The following is a 17,873-nucleotide window of genomic DNA, read 5'->3' as shown; positions in this document are numbered from 1 at the left end:
CGGTCGGATCAGCCTTTCGGCGGGCAGTTCGTCCCGAACATCTGCACGCAGGGGTTCGTGCTGTTGAAGCTGAACGGGATGTCGTAGATCCAACCGTTCTCAGCCGGGTTGTCGACGTTCTCCCAGTAGGCGTCGACCAGTCCGCTGCCGGAGGTCTGCTGGCTGGTGCGGTTGTTGTCGAGGCCGATGCCCACCCGCTCCGTCCCGTTGGCGCTGACCACGACGACGTCGTTGAACAGCGTCCAGGTGCCCGTGATCCCTGCCGTCATGCGCAGGTTCGAGAAGGTGACCCGGATGGCGTCGGTGTGCGTGTTGCCGATGTCGAAACCGACGACGTAGCCCTTGTTCCAGGCCTGACAGTTCTTGCCCGAGCCGGGCGACTTGCACGCCCCCGCGTTCGAGATCGTGATGGTGCCGGAGCTGGCGTAGGCCGGCACCGGTGCGGCGACGGCGATCGCCGGCACGGCCCATGCCATCGCCTTCGTGACGGTCCTGCGGGTGACGCCCGTGTTCTGGCTCTCGCCGATGTCGACCATGATTGAACCCCCAAAGTTCACGTCTGTCCACCAGCTCGCTCTCCCACAGAGCTCTTATGGACTGGTGTGACCCGGCCAATGCTAGCGTATGAGCACCCCGAGCGATTGACCGGGTTGAGCCCGGGGGGAGGGGCCGATGTCACGCGAGAGAACGGGTCGCATCCCGGGCCTCCGCCGCCTGCTCGAGACGACCGGCGCGGCGCCGGGCCGCTGGATCGCGACGACCGTGCTCGTGTCCCTCCTGCTGGCCGGCCTCGACATGCTCGGCGTGTTCGCGATGCTGCCGCTCATGCAGCTGATCACCGACGGCGGCGTGCGGGGGCCGTTCCTGGAATGGGTCGCCGGACTCGTCGGCTCCCGCGATGTCGCCACCGTGCTGCCCGTGGTCGCCGCCATGGTCGTGCTGACGTTCCTGGTGAAGAGCATCGGCGCCCTCGCCTTCCGCTGGTGGCTGCTCGGCCGCACCACCCGGGTCTCCGCGCTGGCGGCCGCCGAGCTCATGCGACGGTACGTGCTCGCCCCGTACGGCGCACATCGCAAGCGCAGCGCGAGCGAGATCTACCGCAACGTGAACGACGCGACGGGGCAGGCCTCCAGCGTGCTGCTGGCGGTCATCGGCATCTGCACGGACGTGGTGACGATGGCGGGGATCATCGTCGTCCTCGCCTGGAGCTCGCCCCTGGCCACCCTGTTCGCCGCCATCCTGTTCGGCGTGATCGTCTTCGGCGTCCAGCGCCTGCTGCGGCGGCGCCAGATCGGGCTCGGCGAGTTCACCGCGACCGCATCCCTGAAGGCGTGGCAGGCGCTGATGCCGGGCATCGAGGGCTTCCGCGAGACGCGCCTGACCGGCAGCGCCGAGCTCTTCGTGAACCGGTTCCGGGCGGCGAAGCTGGAGGCCGCGCACGCGCAGCGTCTGATGGCGATCCTGAGCGACATCCCGCGGTACATGCTCGAGATCGCGTTCATCCTCGCCATCGCCGGGATCGCCGCGATCCTCGCGCTCACCGGCGAACGCGACCAGATCCTCGTCGTCCTCGGCGTGTTCGCGGCGGCATCCGTGCGCCTGCTGCCGACGCTGAACCGCATCACCGCGAACGTCGCGACGATGCGCGCCGGCAACGCGGGGCTGCGGATCATGGTGGAGGCGCTCGATCAGCTCGAGGCCGAGGGGCAGCACAACCACGCCCCGGCGCCGGGCCGCCTGCCGATGGGCGACATCACGGTCAGCGACGTGTCCTTCCGGTTCCCCGACTCGAGCGAGGATGTGCTGCGCGGGGTCACCCTGACGATCCCGCGCAACCGGACCACCGCCTTCGTCGGGGCGAGCGGCGCCGGAAAGAGCACCCTGCTCGACCTCCTTCTCGGGCTCCTGTCGCCGACGAGCGGCGAGATCCGGTGCGGCTCCACCCCGATCGCGACCGACCTCGCCGGCTGGCACGCGGGCATCGGCGTCGTGCCCCAGGAGGTCTTCCTCTCGAACACCACGCTCATCGAGAACATCGCGTTCGGGCGCCGCAGGGAGGAGATCGATCGCGAGCGGGTCGAGGACGTGGTGCGGATGTCGCTGCTCGAGGAGCTGGTGGGCGAACTGCCCGAAGGGCTGGACACGGTCGTGGGCGACCGCGGGGTGCGGCTCTCCGGCGGTCAGCGCCAGCGGGTGGGCCTCGCGCGAGCGCTCTACCGGCAGCCGAACGTGCTCGTGCTGGACGAGGCGACCTCGGCCCTCGACAACGCGACGGAGTACGAGATCGCGCAGACCCTGCAGCGGCTGCAGGGTTCGATGACGATCATCGTCGTCGCCCATCGGCTCTCGACCGTGCGGCACGTCGACCAGCTCGTCTTCCTGCATCGCGGACAGGTGGCCGCCACGGGGACGTTCGACGAGGTGCGCGCCGCCGACGCCGAGTTCGCCCGGCTGGTCGAGCTCGGATCGCTGGATTGACAGCCGCGGCCTGAGGCTATGCTTTCGCTCGTGCCGACCACGCCCGCCCTGGCCACTCGCGTCGTGCGCCACCTCGCCTGGCGCGCCCGCCGGATGCGCATCGCGATGGTCGATCTGCTGCGCCGCGGCGACCGGACGGTGATCCTGACGCCCCCGGCCGGGCTGCGGTTCGGGAACTGGCTGTACCTCTGGCTCGACGCCCATCAGGAGACGGCGCTGGGCAGGCCCACCTTCGTGCGCGAAGTCCCCGGCATGGCGGAGTGGTTCGACGTGTTCCCCCGGCTGCGGGAGCTGACCGTCTCGGAGCCGGAGATGCGCTTCCACGACCGGCGGGTGTGGGAGCCGAAGGGGTTCCGCCAGCGCTTCGGCATCGACTACTCCCGCGAGGCGCTGCACGCCTTCGCGCGCGACGTGCTCGCGCCGAGCATCCCGCCGGGGCCGCCGGATCGGCTCGTGATCAACGTGCGCCGCGGCGACTACTACTCCACCGCGCAGAAGCGCGAGGCGTACGGCTTCGACCAGGTCGGATACGTCCGCGCCGCCCTCGCGCTCCTCGACGACGTCGACGACGTGCTCGTCGTCTCGGACGACGACGTGTGGTGCCGCGAGAACGTGGACGCCGTGATCCGCGATCGCACCTCCCGCGTCGAGTACGCGCGCCCGGACCCAGCCGCGAACTTCCTCGCCGTGGCCGGCGCGCGCCGCATCATCGGCATGAACTCGACCTTCACGTACTGGGCGGCGTACGTCGCGGATGCCACGCACGACGCCACCGAGATCATCATGCCGAGGTTCCACGCGCGCCTGGGCGGCAGCTCGGCCGCGGATCAGCTCGACCCGTCGTGGACCGCCCTGGACGGGTTCGCCTGACCCGACCGAACCCGCTGCCGCGCGCGGCGGGCCCGTGCGAACACCGCGCGCACCGAGTCCAGGGGCACGTGCCGGATGCCCCACCAGGAGATCCGCAGGGCGTAGCCGCGCTCACGGCGCCGGGTCGCGCTGAGGAACTCGCCGAGGTTCTCCGCCGCGGCGTACCGCCGGAACGCGCGGCGATGGCGGCGCAGCAGGGCCGCCAGGCGCGGGTCCTCGGCGGTGGCCAGCAGGTCGGTCAGGACGCGGCGGTTCGCCTCCCGCCCGGCGAGGCCGCGCTGGGTGACGTTGCCCCGATGACGGCGGTAGCCGACCAGCTGCCGGTCCACGCACGCGAACTCACCGATCTGCAGGAGGCGCTGGATGAGGTCGTTGTCCTCCGCGGGCTCCATCGCCGTGCGGCATCCGCCCACCCGGCGGTACGCGTCGCGACGGATCAGCAGCGTGGTGATCCGCGGCGGCACCGCGTCGTACGCGATCATCCGCTCCGCTGTCGCCTGCGGCGCTCCCCAGCCGTCGCCGAACCGCACCCCGTCGGCATCCATGTACCAGCCGCCGGTGCACGAGGCGATCGCCTCCGGCATCGCGTCGAGCGCCCGCTGCTGGGCCGCGATCCGCTCCGGATGCCAGACGTCGTCGTCGTCCAGGTAGGCGATCCACTCCCCCTCTGCGTGCTCGGCGCCGTTGTTGCGCGCGACCGACAGCCCGGAGGCCTCCTGCCGCAGGTACCGCAGGCCGAGCCGGGCGGCGGTGTGCGCGAGACCGGGCGCGGGTGAGCCGTCGTCGACGAGAAGGATCTCGTGCACGGGCGAGGTCTGCGCGCGCACGGATGCGACCGCCTCCTCGAGGTAGGCGCCGCCGCGGTTGGTCGGGATGATCACGGTCACCGAACGGTCCATCCTGCCCCGCACCTCCCCAGGCCGATCCTGCGGCGAGCCTACAGCTGATATGTGACTGATCCCTGTCAAGTGGCAGGGGAAAGAGCACCCGGAGTGATCGAGCTCCGGGTGCTCTTTCGTTGGGCCGGCGGCGTCGCGTTCGAGGGTGACGAGCGTGTCGTTGGCGACGCGCGGTCAGACTGATATGCGCGGGTTGGTTACCGCAGGACGTGCTTTTCGGCTGGAGCGGGACCGCTTGTCTAGAGTCGAGCGTCGCCTGTCGGGGGCTGCTCATAGCTGTATCGCGGGTCGCTCCTCGCGGTGCCGTCATCGTCGTCCACGGCCGCCGCCGACCGGTCGGGTCGGCTGTCAGTCGGGCATGACGGCCAAGGACCAGCACCAGCCTGCGAGTTCGCGGGCGACGGCGACGTTCGCGATCACGGGACGCTTCTTGCGGGTGGTGAACTGTTGCCACTTTCGATGCAGCCGATGGTTGCCGGCGTCCCCGCGAGCGACGGCGATGCTGGGGGCTTGGGCCCATCGGGTCTGCATGACCGCGCCCGGACGATACGGTTTGCGGTGATGCCAGGCCGCTTCGACGAGCAGCCGGCGGGCGTGGGTGTTGCCGGTCTTGGTGATCGAGCCCTGCACCCGAGACTGCCCGGAGGAGTACTCGGACGGCACCAGTCCGAGGAACGCGCCGATCGTTGAGCCGGTGAATCTGTCCCAGTCGCCGATCTCGACCGCCAACGCGAACGCGGTCAGCGTGGATATCCCGCGCAAGCAACCCAGTCGTCGCACCACGCCCGAATACTCGCTGCTGGCCGCCATCTGCTCGATCAGCCTGTCCAAGCGATCCTTGCGCGCTCCGACCTGCTGGACGGCCTCGTAGTCCGCGTCGAACGCCGCCTGCAGACCGGGGTGCTCGAACCGGTGTCGACGCAACCATGCGTCGTGCGCGCCCGTCCACGCTTTGCCGTCGTAGATGATCCCGTGACGCAGCAACAGCTTCGAGAGCCGGTGTCGAGCAGCCATCAGCTCGCCGCGGTTGTCCTCACGGGCGCGGACCAGATCTCGCGCGGTCTCTTGCTCGATCGAGGGCACGCGGACCGCGACGATCTCGTCCAACCGCAGCAGCCGCGCCAGATGCAACGCGTCCCGCGCGTCCGTCTTGACCCGGTCACCGGTCGGTCGTTGCAGCTTCGACGGCGCCGCGACCAGGCATGTGATCCCGGCCGCCTCGAACAGCCGCGCCAACGCGAACCCGTCGGACCGGCCTCGTAGGTCACCGTCGTCGGCTGCGGCAAGGAGCGCACCCAGGCCACAACGCCGGCAGGGTCGTACCCGAATCGTCGCCGGATCACCTCACCAGTCCGCTCATCGATCGCGGCTGCGAACACGCTCCGCGCGTGCACATCCAGCCCGACGCTCGTACGCTGAGAAATCAACTGGGGCCTCCATTCGCCTGTCGGATAGGCCAGCCCCCACAGGCTGGCAACCCACGCTTACGCGAATCGAGGCCCCAGCCTCAAGAGGACCGAAGGCTCATATCGTCTAGGCTGAGCCTCATGTCGGCCCCGTGTGCTCTCAGCGTCTGCGTCGTCACCTACGAGCGGCCGGCCTTCCTGGTGCGCTGCCTGGCGTCGCTGGCCGCCGCCCTCGGCGACGGCCACGAGGTGATCGTCGTCGACGCCTCGGCCCACCACGACGGCGCTGCGGCCGAGGCGGCGTTCCCGGGGGCGACCTATCTGCACCGGCCCGGGCTCGCAGGATGGATGACCCGCTCCCGCAACGAGGCGCTGCTGCACGCCCGGGGGGACGTGATCGCCTTCCTCGACGACGACGTCGTCGTCGCGCCCGGCTGGGCCACCGCGCTGCTGGCGGCCTATGCGACCACGCCCAGGCCGGATGCCGTCGCCGGCCGCACCCGCAACCTGCTGCCCGGCGAGGAGCGGTACGACGCCCCGATCGGGCGGCTCCGGGACGACGGCACGCTGACCGCCGGGTTCGCGGCCCTCTCCGACGGCATCGTCGAGGTCGACCACGGCATCGGGGCGAACATGTCGTTCCGCCGCGAGATGCTGGCCCGGCTCGGCGGGTTCCGCGACGACTACCCGGGCACCGCGATGCGGGAGGACACCGACATGTTCCTGCGGGTCAAGCGCGCAGGCGGGCGGACCGTGTTCGTCCCGGACGCCGTCGTCGATCACCTCCCCGCCCCGCACGTGAAGGGCCGCCGCTTCGACACGCGCTACAAGCTGTACGGCCGCCGCAACCACATGGTCATGCTCGCCCGGCACGACGGTCTGCGCTCCCCTCTGCTGCGCCGCTGGATCGGCGCCGAGCTGCGCGCGATCGGCGACGCCGGGGGCGTCGTGCGCCGCCTGCAGAGGCTGGGAGTCACGCTCCTCGGCATCGCGTGGGGAGCGGGCGCCGCGATCCGGCAGGCGCGGTTCGGTCCTCTCCCGCCGGAGCGGAGCGGGCGGGAGGCCGACCGCATCCGTGCCGCGCTCGGCGGCGGCTCCGCGCCCTCTCGCTGACCCCGCGCAGCGGTTCGCGCACCCCTTGCCGGCCGGTGCGCTGGACATAGACTGTGCCCGGGGAGGAGCATCGATGACCGGAACGCTGGGGTTCGTCATCCCGGTCTATCAGACCGACGGCGCCTACATCGACGAGTGCCTCGCCTCGGTCCGGTCGCAGAGCGTGGCCTGCCCGATCGTCGTGGTCGACGACGGGTCGACGGATGCGGGGACGCTCGCCGCCCTGAAGCGGTGGGCGGAGCGCGGCGTGCGGGTGATCCGGCATCCCGAGAACCGCGGTGTCAGCGCGGCGATGAACACCGGCATCGAGGCGCTCGAGACCGAGTACGTGATGCCGGTCGGCAGCGACGACCGCATCCTGCCCGGCCTGGCTGCCGAGGTCGTCCGGGTGCTCGACTCCGACCCCGGGATCGGGGTCGTCTCGATCGACCTGCGCTTCTTCGGACGTCTGGAGGCGGTCCAGCGGCTGCCGGAGGTCGACGGCGTCGTCGACCTCCTGTTCGGCAACGTCATCCCCGGGGCATCCGCCTTCCGCAAGGAGGACTGGGCCGCTCTCGGGGGATTCGACACCGACATACCCTTCGGGGAGGACTGGGAGTTCTGGGTGCGCCTGCTCGCCGCCGGCCGGCGGGCCGCAGTCGTGCACCAGCCGCTCTACGAGTACCGCCGCCACCGGGGGCAGGTCACCGCACGCACCTCCCCCGAGGACAGGATCGCGCGCGATCTCGATGTGGTGCGCCGGAACGCCGGCATCTGGGGCGCGCACGTCGAGGAGATCATGGCGAGGTACTGGCGGGTCCGGGCGGAGCGCGACCAGCACGCCGCCCGGCTCGATGTGCTGGAACGCCGCTTCGGCGGGCTGAACCGGCTGCTCGGTCGCGCGGCGCGGATGCTGCGACGGCTGCGGCCCGGCCGGCGATCATGAGCACCCCGCGGCTGAGCATCGCCACGATCGCCACGCCGACGCCGATGGGCGCGCAGGCGTACGAGCGTCGGATCATCGCCCACGCCGCGGACGCTCTCCGCGAGACGTCCACGGCGTCCTGGCGGGTGCGGGAGCTCGTGGTCCGATCGCTGCGCTCCCCTCTGCCCGGTACACGGCGCCTGCCGATGCGTGTCGTCGCCCGCGCCCCGGTCGCCGTGCGCCGCGAGATCGGGCGGATGCTGTTCGCCGGCGACGCCGTCTCGCACCGGATGGGGCTCGAGCTGCCACCCTCGCCGCACGCCGACGTGGTGACGCTGCACGACGTCGTGGCGTGGCGGTTCTCCGACGAGTCCACGCCGGTGCCCGCCGCCGTCGAGGAGCTCCGTCGGGCCGCCGCCGTCATCTGCGTCTCGGAGTTCAGCGCCCGCGAGGCCGTGGAGGTGATCGGCATCCGGCATCCGCATGTCGTGCACAACGGCGTCGATGCGCGCTACTTCGATGCGGCTCCGCTCGACGACGACGCGCTGGCGCGACTGGGCGTGCGGCGGCCGTACGTCCTGCACGCGGGCGGCGCCGCCGAGCGGAAGAACCTCGGCGCGCTCGCGGAGGCGTGGCCGCGCGTGCACCGGGAGCGCCCCGAGCACACCCTGGTGCTGGCCGGGCCGCCGCACCCGCGCCGCACCGCGCTCTTCGAGGGCATGCCAGGGGCCGTCCTGCTCGGCCGCGTGCCGGACGACCTGATGCCAGGGCTGGTCGCCGCGGCGAGCGCGGTCGTGGTGCCCTCCCTGTATGAGGGATTCGGCCTGCCCGTGCTCGAGGCGATGGCGGCGAACGTCCCGGCGGTCGTGGCGAACACGAGCAGCCTCCCCGAGGTGGCATCGGGTCACGCCGTCATGGTCGAGCCGGATGCCGCATCGATCGCGGCCGGCCTGATCGACGCCACCGCGGACCGCGCATCGCTGGCGGGGATGCTGCGGGATGCCAGGGAGCACGCGGGCGCCTTCACGTGGGAGCGCAGCGCCCTCGCCCACGCCCGCATCTGGGACTCCGTCTGAGCACGAACCCGCGACCGGCCCGACGAGCCCGCCGCCGGCCGCATAATGAGTGCATGGACGCCATGATCACCTCCGCCCCGCGCACGGAGCACACCGGCGACCGGGTGCGGGTGATCGCGGATGTGAGTGGCCGCGCACCGCTGTGGTTCGCGGTGGACGAGGTGCATGCCCCTCTGCTGGGCGATCGCGCCGACCACGTCGCCATCGGACTGCTGATGACGGCGATGAAGGAGGGGCGCGACCTGCACGTCGGCGGCACGATGACCGACAGCCTGCTGCATCAGATGAACGGCGACCTGCAGCGGCTGCTCGCGCTCGTGCACCCCGGGCTGCACCGCATCCGCGTCGCCGCCGACGAGACGGCCCCGCCGGCCGCGCCGGCCCCGGGGGTGGCCGCCGGGTTCTCGGGCGGAGTGGACTCGTTCGCCACGCTCGCGGAGTACCACTGGGCCGACGACGTGGCGCCGTCCCTGAGGCTCACCCACCTGCTGAACAACAGCGTCGGGGCGCACGGCCGCGACGGCGATGCGCTCTGGCGCGCCCGGTGCGCGCCGCTCGCCCGCGCGGCGGCCGAGATCGGGCTGCCGTTTCTCACCGTGGACAGCAACCTCGACGAGCACTACCCCCGGATCGGGTTCATCCAGTCCGTGACGATGCGCAACGCCACCGTGCCGCACCTGCTCGGCGCCGGCATCGGCCGGCTGCACCTGTCGTCGGCGGTGGCGTTCCCGGACGTGCGCCTGGATGAGAAGATCGAGATCATCAACGTCATGCTCGTGCCGCTGCTGTCCACCACGGCGGTGACGATCGGCTCGGCGGGATCCGGACTCACCCGTGTGGAGAAGACGCTGGCGCTCGTGGGCAGGCCCGAGGCCCGCTACCTCGACGTCTGCACCGACGACGACCCGGAGCGGGTGCGCAACTGCTCGGCGTGCCCGAAGTGCGTGCGCACGATGCTCACGCTCGAGATGGCGGGGCATCTGCACGAGTTCGTGCCGGCGACGTTCGCCCTCGAGCCGTACTTCGCGCACCGCGACGCCTACATCGCGAAGGCGCTGGTGTCGGATGACGCGTTCGACCGCGAGATCCGCGAGTACGCGGCGCGCATCGGCTGGCACTGGACCGCGTCGGACCGCGCCCGGTCGGTGGTGGCGCGAGCGCGTGCGGCGGGAGCGCAGCTGCGCCGGGCCGCGTCCAGGAACCCGGTGGCGCGGGCGGCTTGGCGCGCTCTGCATCGCTGACCGCGGTGCGCTGCTGACCGCGGTGCACTGTGGACGCTGGCGCGTCGGCGTCAGCGGCTGCGCAGTGCAGCGGGGATGCCGGCGGGGAACGGCCTCTGGCCGAGCGGCAGTCCGCGCACCCGGGTGATCGCCGCCTCCAGGCCGTCCGACAGGGCCGCCACGGCGGCGGGGTCCACGGGCTCCGCGCCGTCGAGCGTATCCTCCAGGGAGCCGCCCAGCGGCCGGTACCGCGTCCGCCCCGGGGTGAGGGCGGCCTCGTAGTCGCGGAACTTGAAGTCCCCGCCGCCGAGCGGCGGGTCGAGGGTGGTCCACACCGCGGGGATGCCGTAGGCGTCGGCGGTAACCAGGCCGTGCAGCGAGGTCGTCACGACGCCGCGGGAGGCCGCGATCTCCCGCACGGCGGGTGCGGCGCGCTGGTGCACGTTCACGACCCTCGCGCCGTCCCCGGCCGCGGCGACGAGCGCCGCGAGCCCCGGGTGCGCGCGGTGATGCCCGTGCGGCACGACGGCGATGCGGCCGTCGCCGGGCGGGCGCGGCAGGAGGCGGCCGACCAGCAGCCCGGGATCGCCGTAGGCGGGTGCGGAGCTCAGGCCGATCCGTTCGGCGGTCAGCGGCCCGCGGACGGCGAGCACGGTGGCGTGCGGCAGCGGATGCCGGACGTCACCCATCAGTCCCGAGCCCCAGATCGCCCCGCTGTAGCCGCCCGGGAGGAATTCGAGCAGACTGCCCACTCCCACCAGGCGGGCGGTGCGCGGTTCGCGGTAGAGAGGCACGATGCCGTAGCGCGGCAGCAGCCACGGCGTGAGGTCGTCGCCGAAGTTCGGGTGCCCGTCCCACCAGAACGTCGGCACGATGACACCGCCGGATCGTGCCGACGGCTGCCCCAGCGCCTCGGCGAGCCGGCGCAGCTGACGCCCCCTCCGCCGCAGGCCGCCGTGGTAGGGCGGCGTCCACGGGCGCGTCACGCGCGGCCGCCGACGACTGCCGCACGCCCGCCCGGGGAGCCGGCGTGCGCGCGCACCTGCAGCATGATCCGCTCGTACTCCTCGGCGATCCGGTCCCAGCCGAACGCGCCGACACGCTCCGCCCCGCGCCGGGCGAGGGAGAGCCGGCGCTCCTCGTCCGTCATCACCGAGCGGATCGCCGCGGCGAGCGCCGCCGTGTCCGTGGGGTCGACGAGGACGGCGTCCTCGCCGTCGCGGACGAGCTCGGCTCCCCCGCCGCGAGAGGTCATCACCAAGGCGGCGCCGCCGCGCCAGGCCTCCAGCGCCGCGATCCCGAACGCCTCCGAGCGGCTGGGCACGACCACCGCCGCCGCCTCGCCGATGCGGCGGGCCACACCGGCGGCATCCCGCTCGCCGACGAGACGCACACGGTCGCCGAGGCCCGCCGCCTCGATCCGCCGGTGCAGCGCGTCGCGTTCGGGGCCGCCGCCGATGATCTCCAGGCGCACGCCGGCGAGACCGGCCTGCGCGAAGGCGTCGATGAGCAGGTCGAACCCCTTCATCCGCCCGAGCCGGCCGACCGCCAGCACGAGCCGCTCGCGCGGGGCGTCGGGTGAGCGCACGCCGAGGGCGGGATCGACGCCGTTCGCGACGATCCGTCCGAGCCCCGGGGCCAGGCCGAACCGGGCGCGGAGGTCGTCGAGCACGTAGCGGCTCGGGGCCGTCACGGCCGCGGCCCGGCCGAGTGCGACGGTGAGGCTGCGTCGCAGGAACGCCGATCGGTAGGCGTTGTTGTCGTCGCCCAGCGTCTCGCCGTGCGAGCTGATCATCAGCGGCGTCCCGGTCGAGCGGTGCAGCGCCGACGCGTAGACGCCGTTCGGTCCGAAGCACTGGACGGCGAGCACCTCGGGCGCGAAGGCCCGGCACACGTGTCGCCACTCGCGCCACGCGCGGGGCATCGACCACACCGTGCGGACCGCCCCGTCGAGACTGCGCGCGGGTAACGGCGCGGGCAGGTAGTGCACCGGCACCGGGAACGGCCGTGAGGAGCGCATGCCGCGGTCCACCGTCCAGACCTCGACGGCGTGCCCACGGTCCTGCAGGCGCTGCGCCACCTGGGCGACGTGGGTCTCCACGCCCCCCACGTGCGGGATGAACGACGACGCGATCAGCGCGACGCGCAGCGGCGCACGCGGATCGACGCCGGCCCTCGGACCGGCGATCGACTCAGTGCGCGACGTCACGCCGGCCGCCCGTGGTCCGTTCCGGTGCCGTCGTGGGGACGGGCTCGTCACCGAACAGCTCATCGAGCGTCGACTCGTCGTCCAGGTGCTCGATGGCGGGCAGCTCCTGTCCCACGGTGCGGGGACGTTTCGGCGGGGTGCGCTTCGCACCGCGACCTCCCCTCGCCTTCGGCTTGGCGGGCGCCGGCGTCTCGGTCTCGGATGCTGCGGCCGATTCCGGCTCGTCGTGGCGGGAACGGTACTCGTACGCGTAGTACTTGGCGCCGGCGCTGGTGAGGGGCACCCGGTTGAGGACGAGGCCGAGCACGCGGCCGTTCACCTTCTCCAGCGCGGCGGTGGCCTTGTCGACGAGGTCGTAGGTGGTCTTGCCGACCGTGACGACGATGATCGCGCCATCGGCCTGGTGCGTGAGGATGACTCCGTCGGTCACCGGCAGCAGCGGCGGGGCGTCGATGATGACGATGGCGTGCTGCGCGAGCTCGTCGAGGACGGCGCGCATCCGGTCCGACCCGAGCAGCTCGCTCGGGTTGGGCGGGATCGTACCGGCGCCCAGCACGATCAGCCCCGGGGTGTGCGGCGCTCGCTGAAGCACCTCGATCAGCTCGGCCCGGCCGGCCAGCACGTCGGTGAGTCCCGCGCCGGGCACGAGCCCCATCGTCGCAGCGACCGTGGGGCGGCGCAGGTCGCCGTCGATGAGCGCGACGTGCTCGCCGTTCGCGGCGAGCATCGCGGCGAGGTTCGCGGCCACCGTCGACTTCCCGTCCCCCGGCAGCGCGCTGGTGACGACGATCCGCCGGGGCGGATGGTCGACGTCCATGAACTGCAGGTTGGTGCGCAGCGTGCGCAGAGCCTCGGTGATGGCGAAGCCGGCCTTGGTGTGCCTCGCGCTGTCGTCGATCAGCTGGGTACCGGGGTCCATGCCGCTCACCTGCGGGATGCTGCCGAGCACGGGGATCCCGATGCGCTGCTCGACGTCGTCGTTCGGCCGGATGCGGCGGTCGGAGAGCGCCCGCAGCACGGCGAACGCGATGCCCGCGCCCAGGCCGAGGAGGCCGCCGACCAGCAGTGAGGTCTCGGTGTCGGGGAAGACCGGCTCGGTCGGCAGCGACGCCGACTCACCGAGGAGGATCGTCACCGGGGCGGACCCCTCGGTGCCGTCGCCGTCGCTCGCGTCGATGGTGGCGATGAGGCCCTTCGCCCACGCCTCGGCGAGGCTGCGAGCGGATTCGGGCGTCGGGCCCTGCGCGGTGATCCGGAGGATGGGCGTGCCCGGGGGATTCGTGACCTCGATCCGGCGCACCAGATCCTCCGGCCGAGCCTCGATGCCCATCTCCTCGGCGGCGTACTCGGCGACCGTGCGCCAGGTCGCCATGTCGAGGAACGACTGCACCTTCGAGCGGGCCAGGCTGTCGTTGCCGGCGGGGGAGATCTGGTCGCCGGTCTCGGTGATGGTGTCACGGGCCTTCGCGAAGCCGCTGGCCGACGCCTGGTAGACCGGCGTCTGCAGCTGAACCCAGCCGTACCCGGCCCCGAGCCCGACGAGCACCAGCAGCACGATCGCAATTCCGTGGCGCCGCAGCGCCAGGAAGTAGTCGCGGATCTCCATCTCCACCCCCGTGTGTATTGCGGTTGATCTTACGCCCGCGCGTGTTCCGGTAGTCGCTCGATTCGCCGCGAGAGACGGCGAGCGCCTGCGCTCCGAGGCAGATGCCGGCGATCACGAAGGGGATCGACACCTGCGCCGACACCCAGAACAGGTCGAACTGCGCCTGCACGATGCGGGCGAGAACGGATCCGAGCGCGAGCATCCCGAACCGCGGGTCGAGTCGCCAGAGGACCACGACGATTCCCAGCCACATGATGCCGAAGCCGAGCAGCCCCACCAGGCCGGCCGAGGCCACCACCTCGAGCTCGGCCTGCGGCGGCTGGAAGGGCGAGGTGGGGGTGACGTACCAGTAGCGCAGTCCGTGCCCGAACAGGGGCGACTCCTTCCAGAGCGCGTACACCTGGCGGATCCACTCCAGGCGCTGGTTCGCCGAATTGAAGCGGTTCTGCGATTCGATCTGCTCGACCACGCTCTGCACGATGAGGACGACGCCCGGCACTGTGATCGCGCTGATGAGCACCCAGTGCTTCGCCGCGCCCTGCCGGACGACGTGGATCAGCAGGGCGACGAGGAGGCCGATCATGGCCTGACGCGACTGGGTGAGCAGCAGCCCGACCGCGGCGAGGATCATCGACGCGCGCGCCCAGCGCTTCGGCAGCGCCGCCCAGTCCGGGTTGAGGTACGCGAGGAAGGCCACGAACGCGAGGGCGCCGCCGGCGAAGTTCTTGTGCATCGGCCAGGGCCACTGCGGATACACCCCGGTGAACTCCCAGGCCGCGACCATCGGCACGGCCGCGATCAGCACGCCGACGGCGATCGTCGCCGCAACCAGGTGCATCAGCACGAACGCGATTCGCGCCTTGCCCGCCCGGCCGATCGCCCAGCCGGTGATCAGCGCGCCGGAGATCAGCAGCCACGCGTGGACCCATTCGATCGTGTTCTGGACGAACGGGTTCACGATCACCGTGAACAGCGTCGCGAACTGGTAGACGAGGTTCAGCCGCAGCAGCGCCTTCATCGGGGGGCTGAGATCGCGGTCGCCGAGGAACACGGCTGTGGCGCAGGCGGCCGCGAGCGCGGCATCCGACACGGTGAGGTCCCCGCCGCCCAGCCCCATCCGCTCGACGACGAACAGCGCGGGCGTGGCGATCAGCGGGATGGCCATCGGCTGCGCTCCGGTCAGCACCAGGCCGATCAGCAGCACCCCGATCGCGGCGGCGGTGACGGCGCCGTTCGCGATGCCGCGATCGAGCAGCAGGTAGGCGCCGGCCGCGACGCCGCCGGCGAAGAGCGTCCACTGCCACACGTGCGACCAGGCATCCGCGAGGCGCGGCGAAAGGGACGTGCGCGTACCCAGCCCCATCCCCATGTCCGCCCCCTCAAGCGTGAGTTCAGTATGACACCCGCACGCTCGCCACGAACAGGAGAGGGGTCCAGATCGTTCACCTCCGCGTCGCACGCATGCGCCATGATGAGACTACGGTGTCCCTGGGGGAAGAGGAACGATCGTGCGGCTCTCTGTCATCGGGTGCGGCTATCTCGGGGCCGTGCACGCCGCGGCCATGGCCTCCATCGGGCACGACGTGGTCGGCATCGACATCGACGAGGGCAAGATCGCCGCGCTCTCCCGCGGCGAGGCGCCGTTCTTCGAGCCCCGCCTGCAGGAGCTGCTCGCCGAGGGCATCCGCTCGGGCCGGCTGACCTTCACCACCGGCATCGCCGCCGCCGCGGGCGCCGACGTGCACTTCGTCGGGGTCGGCACCCCGCAGCAGCAGAGCGGCCACGCGGCCGACCTCAGCCACGTCGATGAGGCCTTCGACTCCCTGCTGCCGCATCTGCGCCCGGGCGACGTCGTCGCCGGCAAGTCCACGGTGCCCGTCGGCACCGCCGCGGTGCTCGCCGAGCGCGTCGCGGTCACGGGCGCCACCCTGGTCTGGAACCCGGAGTTCCTGCGCGAGGGCTGGGCCGTGCAGGACACGATCGACCCCGACCGCATCGTCGTGGGCGTCCCCGACGGCGACGAGGGCGAGCGCGCGGCATCCGTCCTGCGCGAGGTGTACCACCCCGCGATCGCGAAGGACACCCCGTTCATCGTCACCGACTACGCCACCGCCGAACTCGTCAAGGTCGCCGCCAACGCGTTCCTGGCCACGAAGATCTCGTTCATCAACGCGATGGCGGAGATCGCGGAGGTCACCGGGGCGGATGTCACGCTGCTCGCCGAGGCGATCGGGCACGACGCCCGGATCGGCCGCAAGTTCCTCGGCGCCGGCATCGGGTTCGGCGGCGGATGCCTGCCGAAGGACATCCGCGCCTTCGCTGCACGGGCCGAGGAGCTCGGCCGGCGCGAGTCGGTCAGCTTCCTGCGGGAGGTGGATGCCATCAATCTGCGCCGCCGCGATCGCGCCGTGCAGCTCGTGATCGACGGCCTGGGGGGAAGCGTGTTCGGCAAGAAGGTGGCGGTGCTGGGTGCGGCGTTCAAGCCGTTCAGCGACGACGTGCGCGACTCCCCCGCTCTGGATGCGGCGGTGCGGCTGCGCGGCCTCGGCGCCGACGTCGTCGTCACCGACCCGCAGGCGATCGAGAACGCGCGGCGCCTGCATCCGCAGCTGACGTACGTGACGGAGCGCGACGAGGCGCTGCGCGACGCGGATGCGGTGCTGCTGGTGACCGAGTGGGACGAGTACCGCCGACAGCTCACCCCCGAGCACGCGGCGTCCCTCGCGCGCGGTCGGGTCGTGGTCGACGGCCGCAACTCGTACGACCCGAAGGCCTGGCGGGCCGCAGGCTGGACGTACTTCGGCATGGGGCGCCCGTAGTGCCCGGACTCCTCGTCCACGAATGGATCGAACCGTCGGGCGGCGCCGAGCAGGTGCTCGAGGCGATGGCGCGGGCGTTCCCGGATGCCGGCATCCGCTGCCTGTGGGACGACGCGCCGGAGCGCTTCGGGGGTCGCGCCCGGGAGAGCTGGCTGGCGCGCACGCCGTTGCGCCGGCACAAGGCGCTCGCGCTGCCGTTCATGGTCCCGACGTGGCGCCGGCTGGCCGCCGACCCGGAGGCGGAGTGGATGCTGGTCAGCTCGCACCTCTTCGCCCACCACGCCCGGATGCCGGGCCGCGACGTGCCGAAGTACGTGTACGCGCACACTCCCGCCCGGTACATCTGGAATCCCGAGCTCGACGAGCGCGGCGACCGGCCCCTGGTGCGGGCGGCGGCGCCGGCGCTGCGACGGCTCGACCGCCGCCGGGCGCAGGAGGCGACACGGATCGCGGCGAACAGCGCGTTCGTGCGCGACCGCATCCGTCGCGCCTGGGGGCGGGGCGCCGAGGTGATCCACCCGCCGGTGGCGGTGGACCGCATCCTCGCGCGGGACGACTGGCGCGCCGAGGTGAGCGCCGACGCCGAACGGCGGGTGCTCGACGAGCTGCCCGAGGCCTTCGTGCTGGGCGCCTCGCGGTTCGTGCCGTACAAGCGGCTCGATCTCGTGATCGCGGCGGGGGCCAGGGCAGGGCTGCCGGTCGTGATCGCCGGCAGCGGTCCGGACGAGCCGCGGCTGCGCGCGCTCGCCGAGACGGCGGGCACGCCGGTGCGGTTCATCATCGCACCGTCGGACGCTCTGCTGTATGCGCTGCTGCAGCGGGCCTCCGCATTCGTGTTCCCGGCGGTGGAGGACTTCGGGATCCTGCCGGTGGAGGCACAGGCCGCCGGCACCCCGGTCGTCACCGGACCGGTGGGCGGCCAGACCGAGACGTACACTGCCGGGGTGAGCGGGGTGACGGCAGACGCATCGGATGCCGGGGCCCTCGCCGCCGCCATCACCGCCGCGATCGCCCTGCCGTGTTTCGACGCGGAGGCCGCCGTGGGCCGCTTCCGCGAGTCCGTCTTCACCGCCCGCATCCGCGAGTTCGTCCGATGACCCCGGCCCCTGAGCCCGCCCCGGACCCTGAGCCTATCTCGGACCCTGAGCCTGTCGAAGGGTCCGACTTCCCGGACGCTGAGCCCGTCGAAGCGTCCCGCCCGCACCCGGACGCTGAGCCCGTCGAAGCGTCGTCCCCTCCCCGCCGCTCCGCCACCCTCGACCCCCTCCGCTTC

At 72.2% G+C, this 17,873-nt stretch carries 14 protein-coding genes and 1 pseudogene; 8 read left to right on the top strand and 7 right to left on the bottom strand.

The window, feature by feature from the left end:
• Positions 1-8: 8 nt before the first annotated feature.
• Positions 9-536, bottom strand: coding sequence for a hypothetical protein (locus JRG78_RS02260; protein ID WP_272653571.1), 528 nt, complete (start codon positions 534-536; stop codon positions 9-11).
• Between the two features lie 136 nt (positions 537-672).
• Here JRG78_RS02260 and JRG78_RS02255 point away from each other — a divergent pair, with 136 nt between their 5' ends.
• Positions 673-2,478 (top strand): ABC transporter ATP-binding protein, encoded by a 1,806-nt coding sequence (locus tag JRG78_RS02255; RefSeq protein ID WP_259607375.1) that lies wholly within the window; start codon positions 673-675, stop codon positions 2,476-2,478.
• Positions 2,479-2,508: 30 nt separating this feature from the next.
• The gene (locus JRG78_RS02250) at positions 2,509-3,348 is read left to right on the top strand and encodes an alpha-1,2-fucosyltransferase (RefSeq protein ID WP_259607374.1); all 840 of its coding nucleotides are present in this window, start codon (positions 2,509-2,511) and stop codon (positions 3,346-3,348) included.
• On the opposite strand, the gene JRG78_RS02245 is transcribed toward JRG78_RS02250, so the two are convergent.
• Together JRG78_RS02245 and JRG78_RS02240 are read right to left on the bottom strand one after the other, a co-directional pair.
• Entirely contained in the window at positions 3,306-4,247 is a 942-nt protein-coding gene (locus tag JRG78_RS02245; RefSeq protein ID WP_259607373.1) for a glycosyltransferase family 2 protein, read from the bottom strand. The genes JRG78_RS02250 and JRG78_RS02245 overlap by 43 nt on opposite strands.
• A 348-nt stretch (positions 4,248-4,595) precedes the next feature.
• Positions 4,596-5,671: pseudogene (locus JRG78_RS02240) on the bottom strand (IS110 family transposase).
• Between the two features lie 123 nt (positions 5,672-5,794).
• Here JRG78_RS02240 and JRG78_RS02235 point away from each other — a divergent pair.
• The 4 genes from JRG78_RS02235 (at position 5,795) to JRG78_RS02220 (ending at position 9,987) form a co-directional block, all read left to right on the top strand.
• On the top strand, positions 5,795-6,766 hold the full coding sequence (locus JRG78_RS02235) for a glycosyltransferase family 2 protein (protein ID WP_259607371.1): 972 nt from the start codon (positions 5,795-5,797) through the stop codon (positions 6,764-6,766).
• Between the two features lie 73 nt (positions 6,767-6,839).
• The gene (locus tag JRG78_RS02230) at positions 6,840-7,691 is read left to right on the top strand and encodes a glycosyltransferase (RefSeq protein ID WP_259607370.1); all 852 of its coding nucleotides are present in this window, start codon (positions 6,840-6,842) and stop codon (positions 7,689-7,691) included.
• Entirely contained in the window at positions 7,688-8,746 is a 1,059-nt protein-coding gene (locus JRG78_RS02225) for a glycosyltransferase family 4 protein (RefSeq protein ID WP_259607369.1), read from the top strand. The genes JRG78_RS02230 and JRG78_RS02225 overlap by 4 nt, the downstream gene beginning before the upstream one ends.
• 53 nt (positions 8,747-8,799) lie before the next feature.
• Entirely contained in the window at positions 8,800-9,987 is a 1,188-nt protein-coding gene (locus JRG78_RS02220; RefSeq protein ID WP_259607368.1) for a hypothetical protein, read from the top strand.
• A gap of 50 nt (positions 9,988-10,037) precedes the next feature.
• Here the strand turns inward: JRG78_RS02220 and JRG78_RS02215 are convergent, their stop codons facing one another.
• From JRG78_RS02215 to JRG78_RS02200, 4 genes are all read right to left on the bottom strand, one after another.
• Entirely contained in the window at positions 10,038-10,952 is a 915-nt protein-coding gene (locus tag JRG78_RS02215; RefSeq protein ID WP_259607367.1) for a polysaccharide pyruvyl transferase family protein, read from the bottom strand.
• Complete coding sequence (locus JRG78_RS02210; RefSeq protein ID WP_272653570.1) at positions 10,949-12,175, bottom strand: glycosyltransferase family 4 protein; 1,227 nt, start codon at positions 12,173-12,175, stop codon at positions 10,949-10,951. Before JRG78_RS02210 ends, JRG78_RS02215 begins: the two co-directional genes overlap by 4 nt.
• The gene (locus JRG78_RS02205) at positions 12,159-13,094 is read right to left on the bottom strand and encodes a CpsD/CapB family tyrosine-protein kinase (RefSeq protein WP_259608242.1); all 936 of its coding nucleotides are present in this window, start codon (positions 13,092-13,094) and stop codon (positions 12,159-12,161) included. The genes JRG78_RS02210 and JRG78_RS02205 overlap by 17 nt, the downstream gene beginning before the upstream one ends.
• 535 nt (positions 13,095-13,629) lie before the next feature.
• Entirely contained in the window at positions 13,630-15,150 is a 1,521-nt protein-coding gene (locus JRG78_RS02200) for an O-antigen ligase family protein (protein WP_259607365.1), read from the bottom strand.
• A 139-nt stretch (positions 15,151-15,289) separates the two neighbouring features.
• Here JRG78_RS02200 and JRG78_RS02195 point away from each other — a divergent pair, with 139 nt between their 5' ends.
• A complete protein-coding gene (locus JRG78_RS02195) occupies positions 15,290-16,600 on the top strand; it encodes a UDP-glucose dehydrogenase family protein (protein WP_259607364.1) in 1,311 nt (436 codons plus the stop codon).
• Positions 16,600-17,697 (top strand): glycosyltransferase, encoded by a 1,098-nt coding sequence (locus JRG78_RS02190; RefSeq protein WP_259607363.1) that lies wholly within the window; start codon positions 16,600-16,602, stop codon positions 17,695-17,697. The genes JRG78_RS02195 and JRG78_RS02190 overlap by 1 nt, the downstream gene beginning before the upstream one ends.
• Positions 17,698-17,873 lie beyond the last annotated feature (176 nt).

Source organism: Microbacterium sp. EF45047, from assembly GCF_028472845.1.
Taxonomy (GTDB): domain Bacteria; phylum Actinomycetota; class Actinomycetes; order Actinomycetales; family Microbacteriaceae; genus Microbacterium; species Microbacterium neungamense.
Note: the sequence above shows the minus strand (reverse complement) of the source record. Positions and strands in the feature narration are given on the sequence as shown.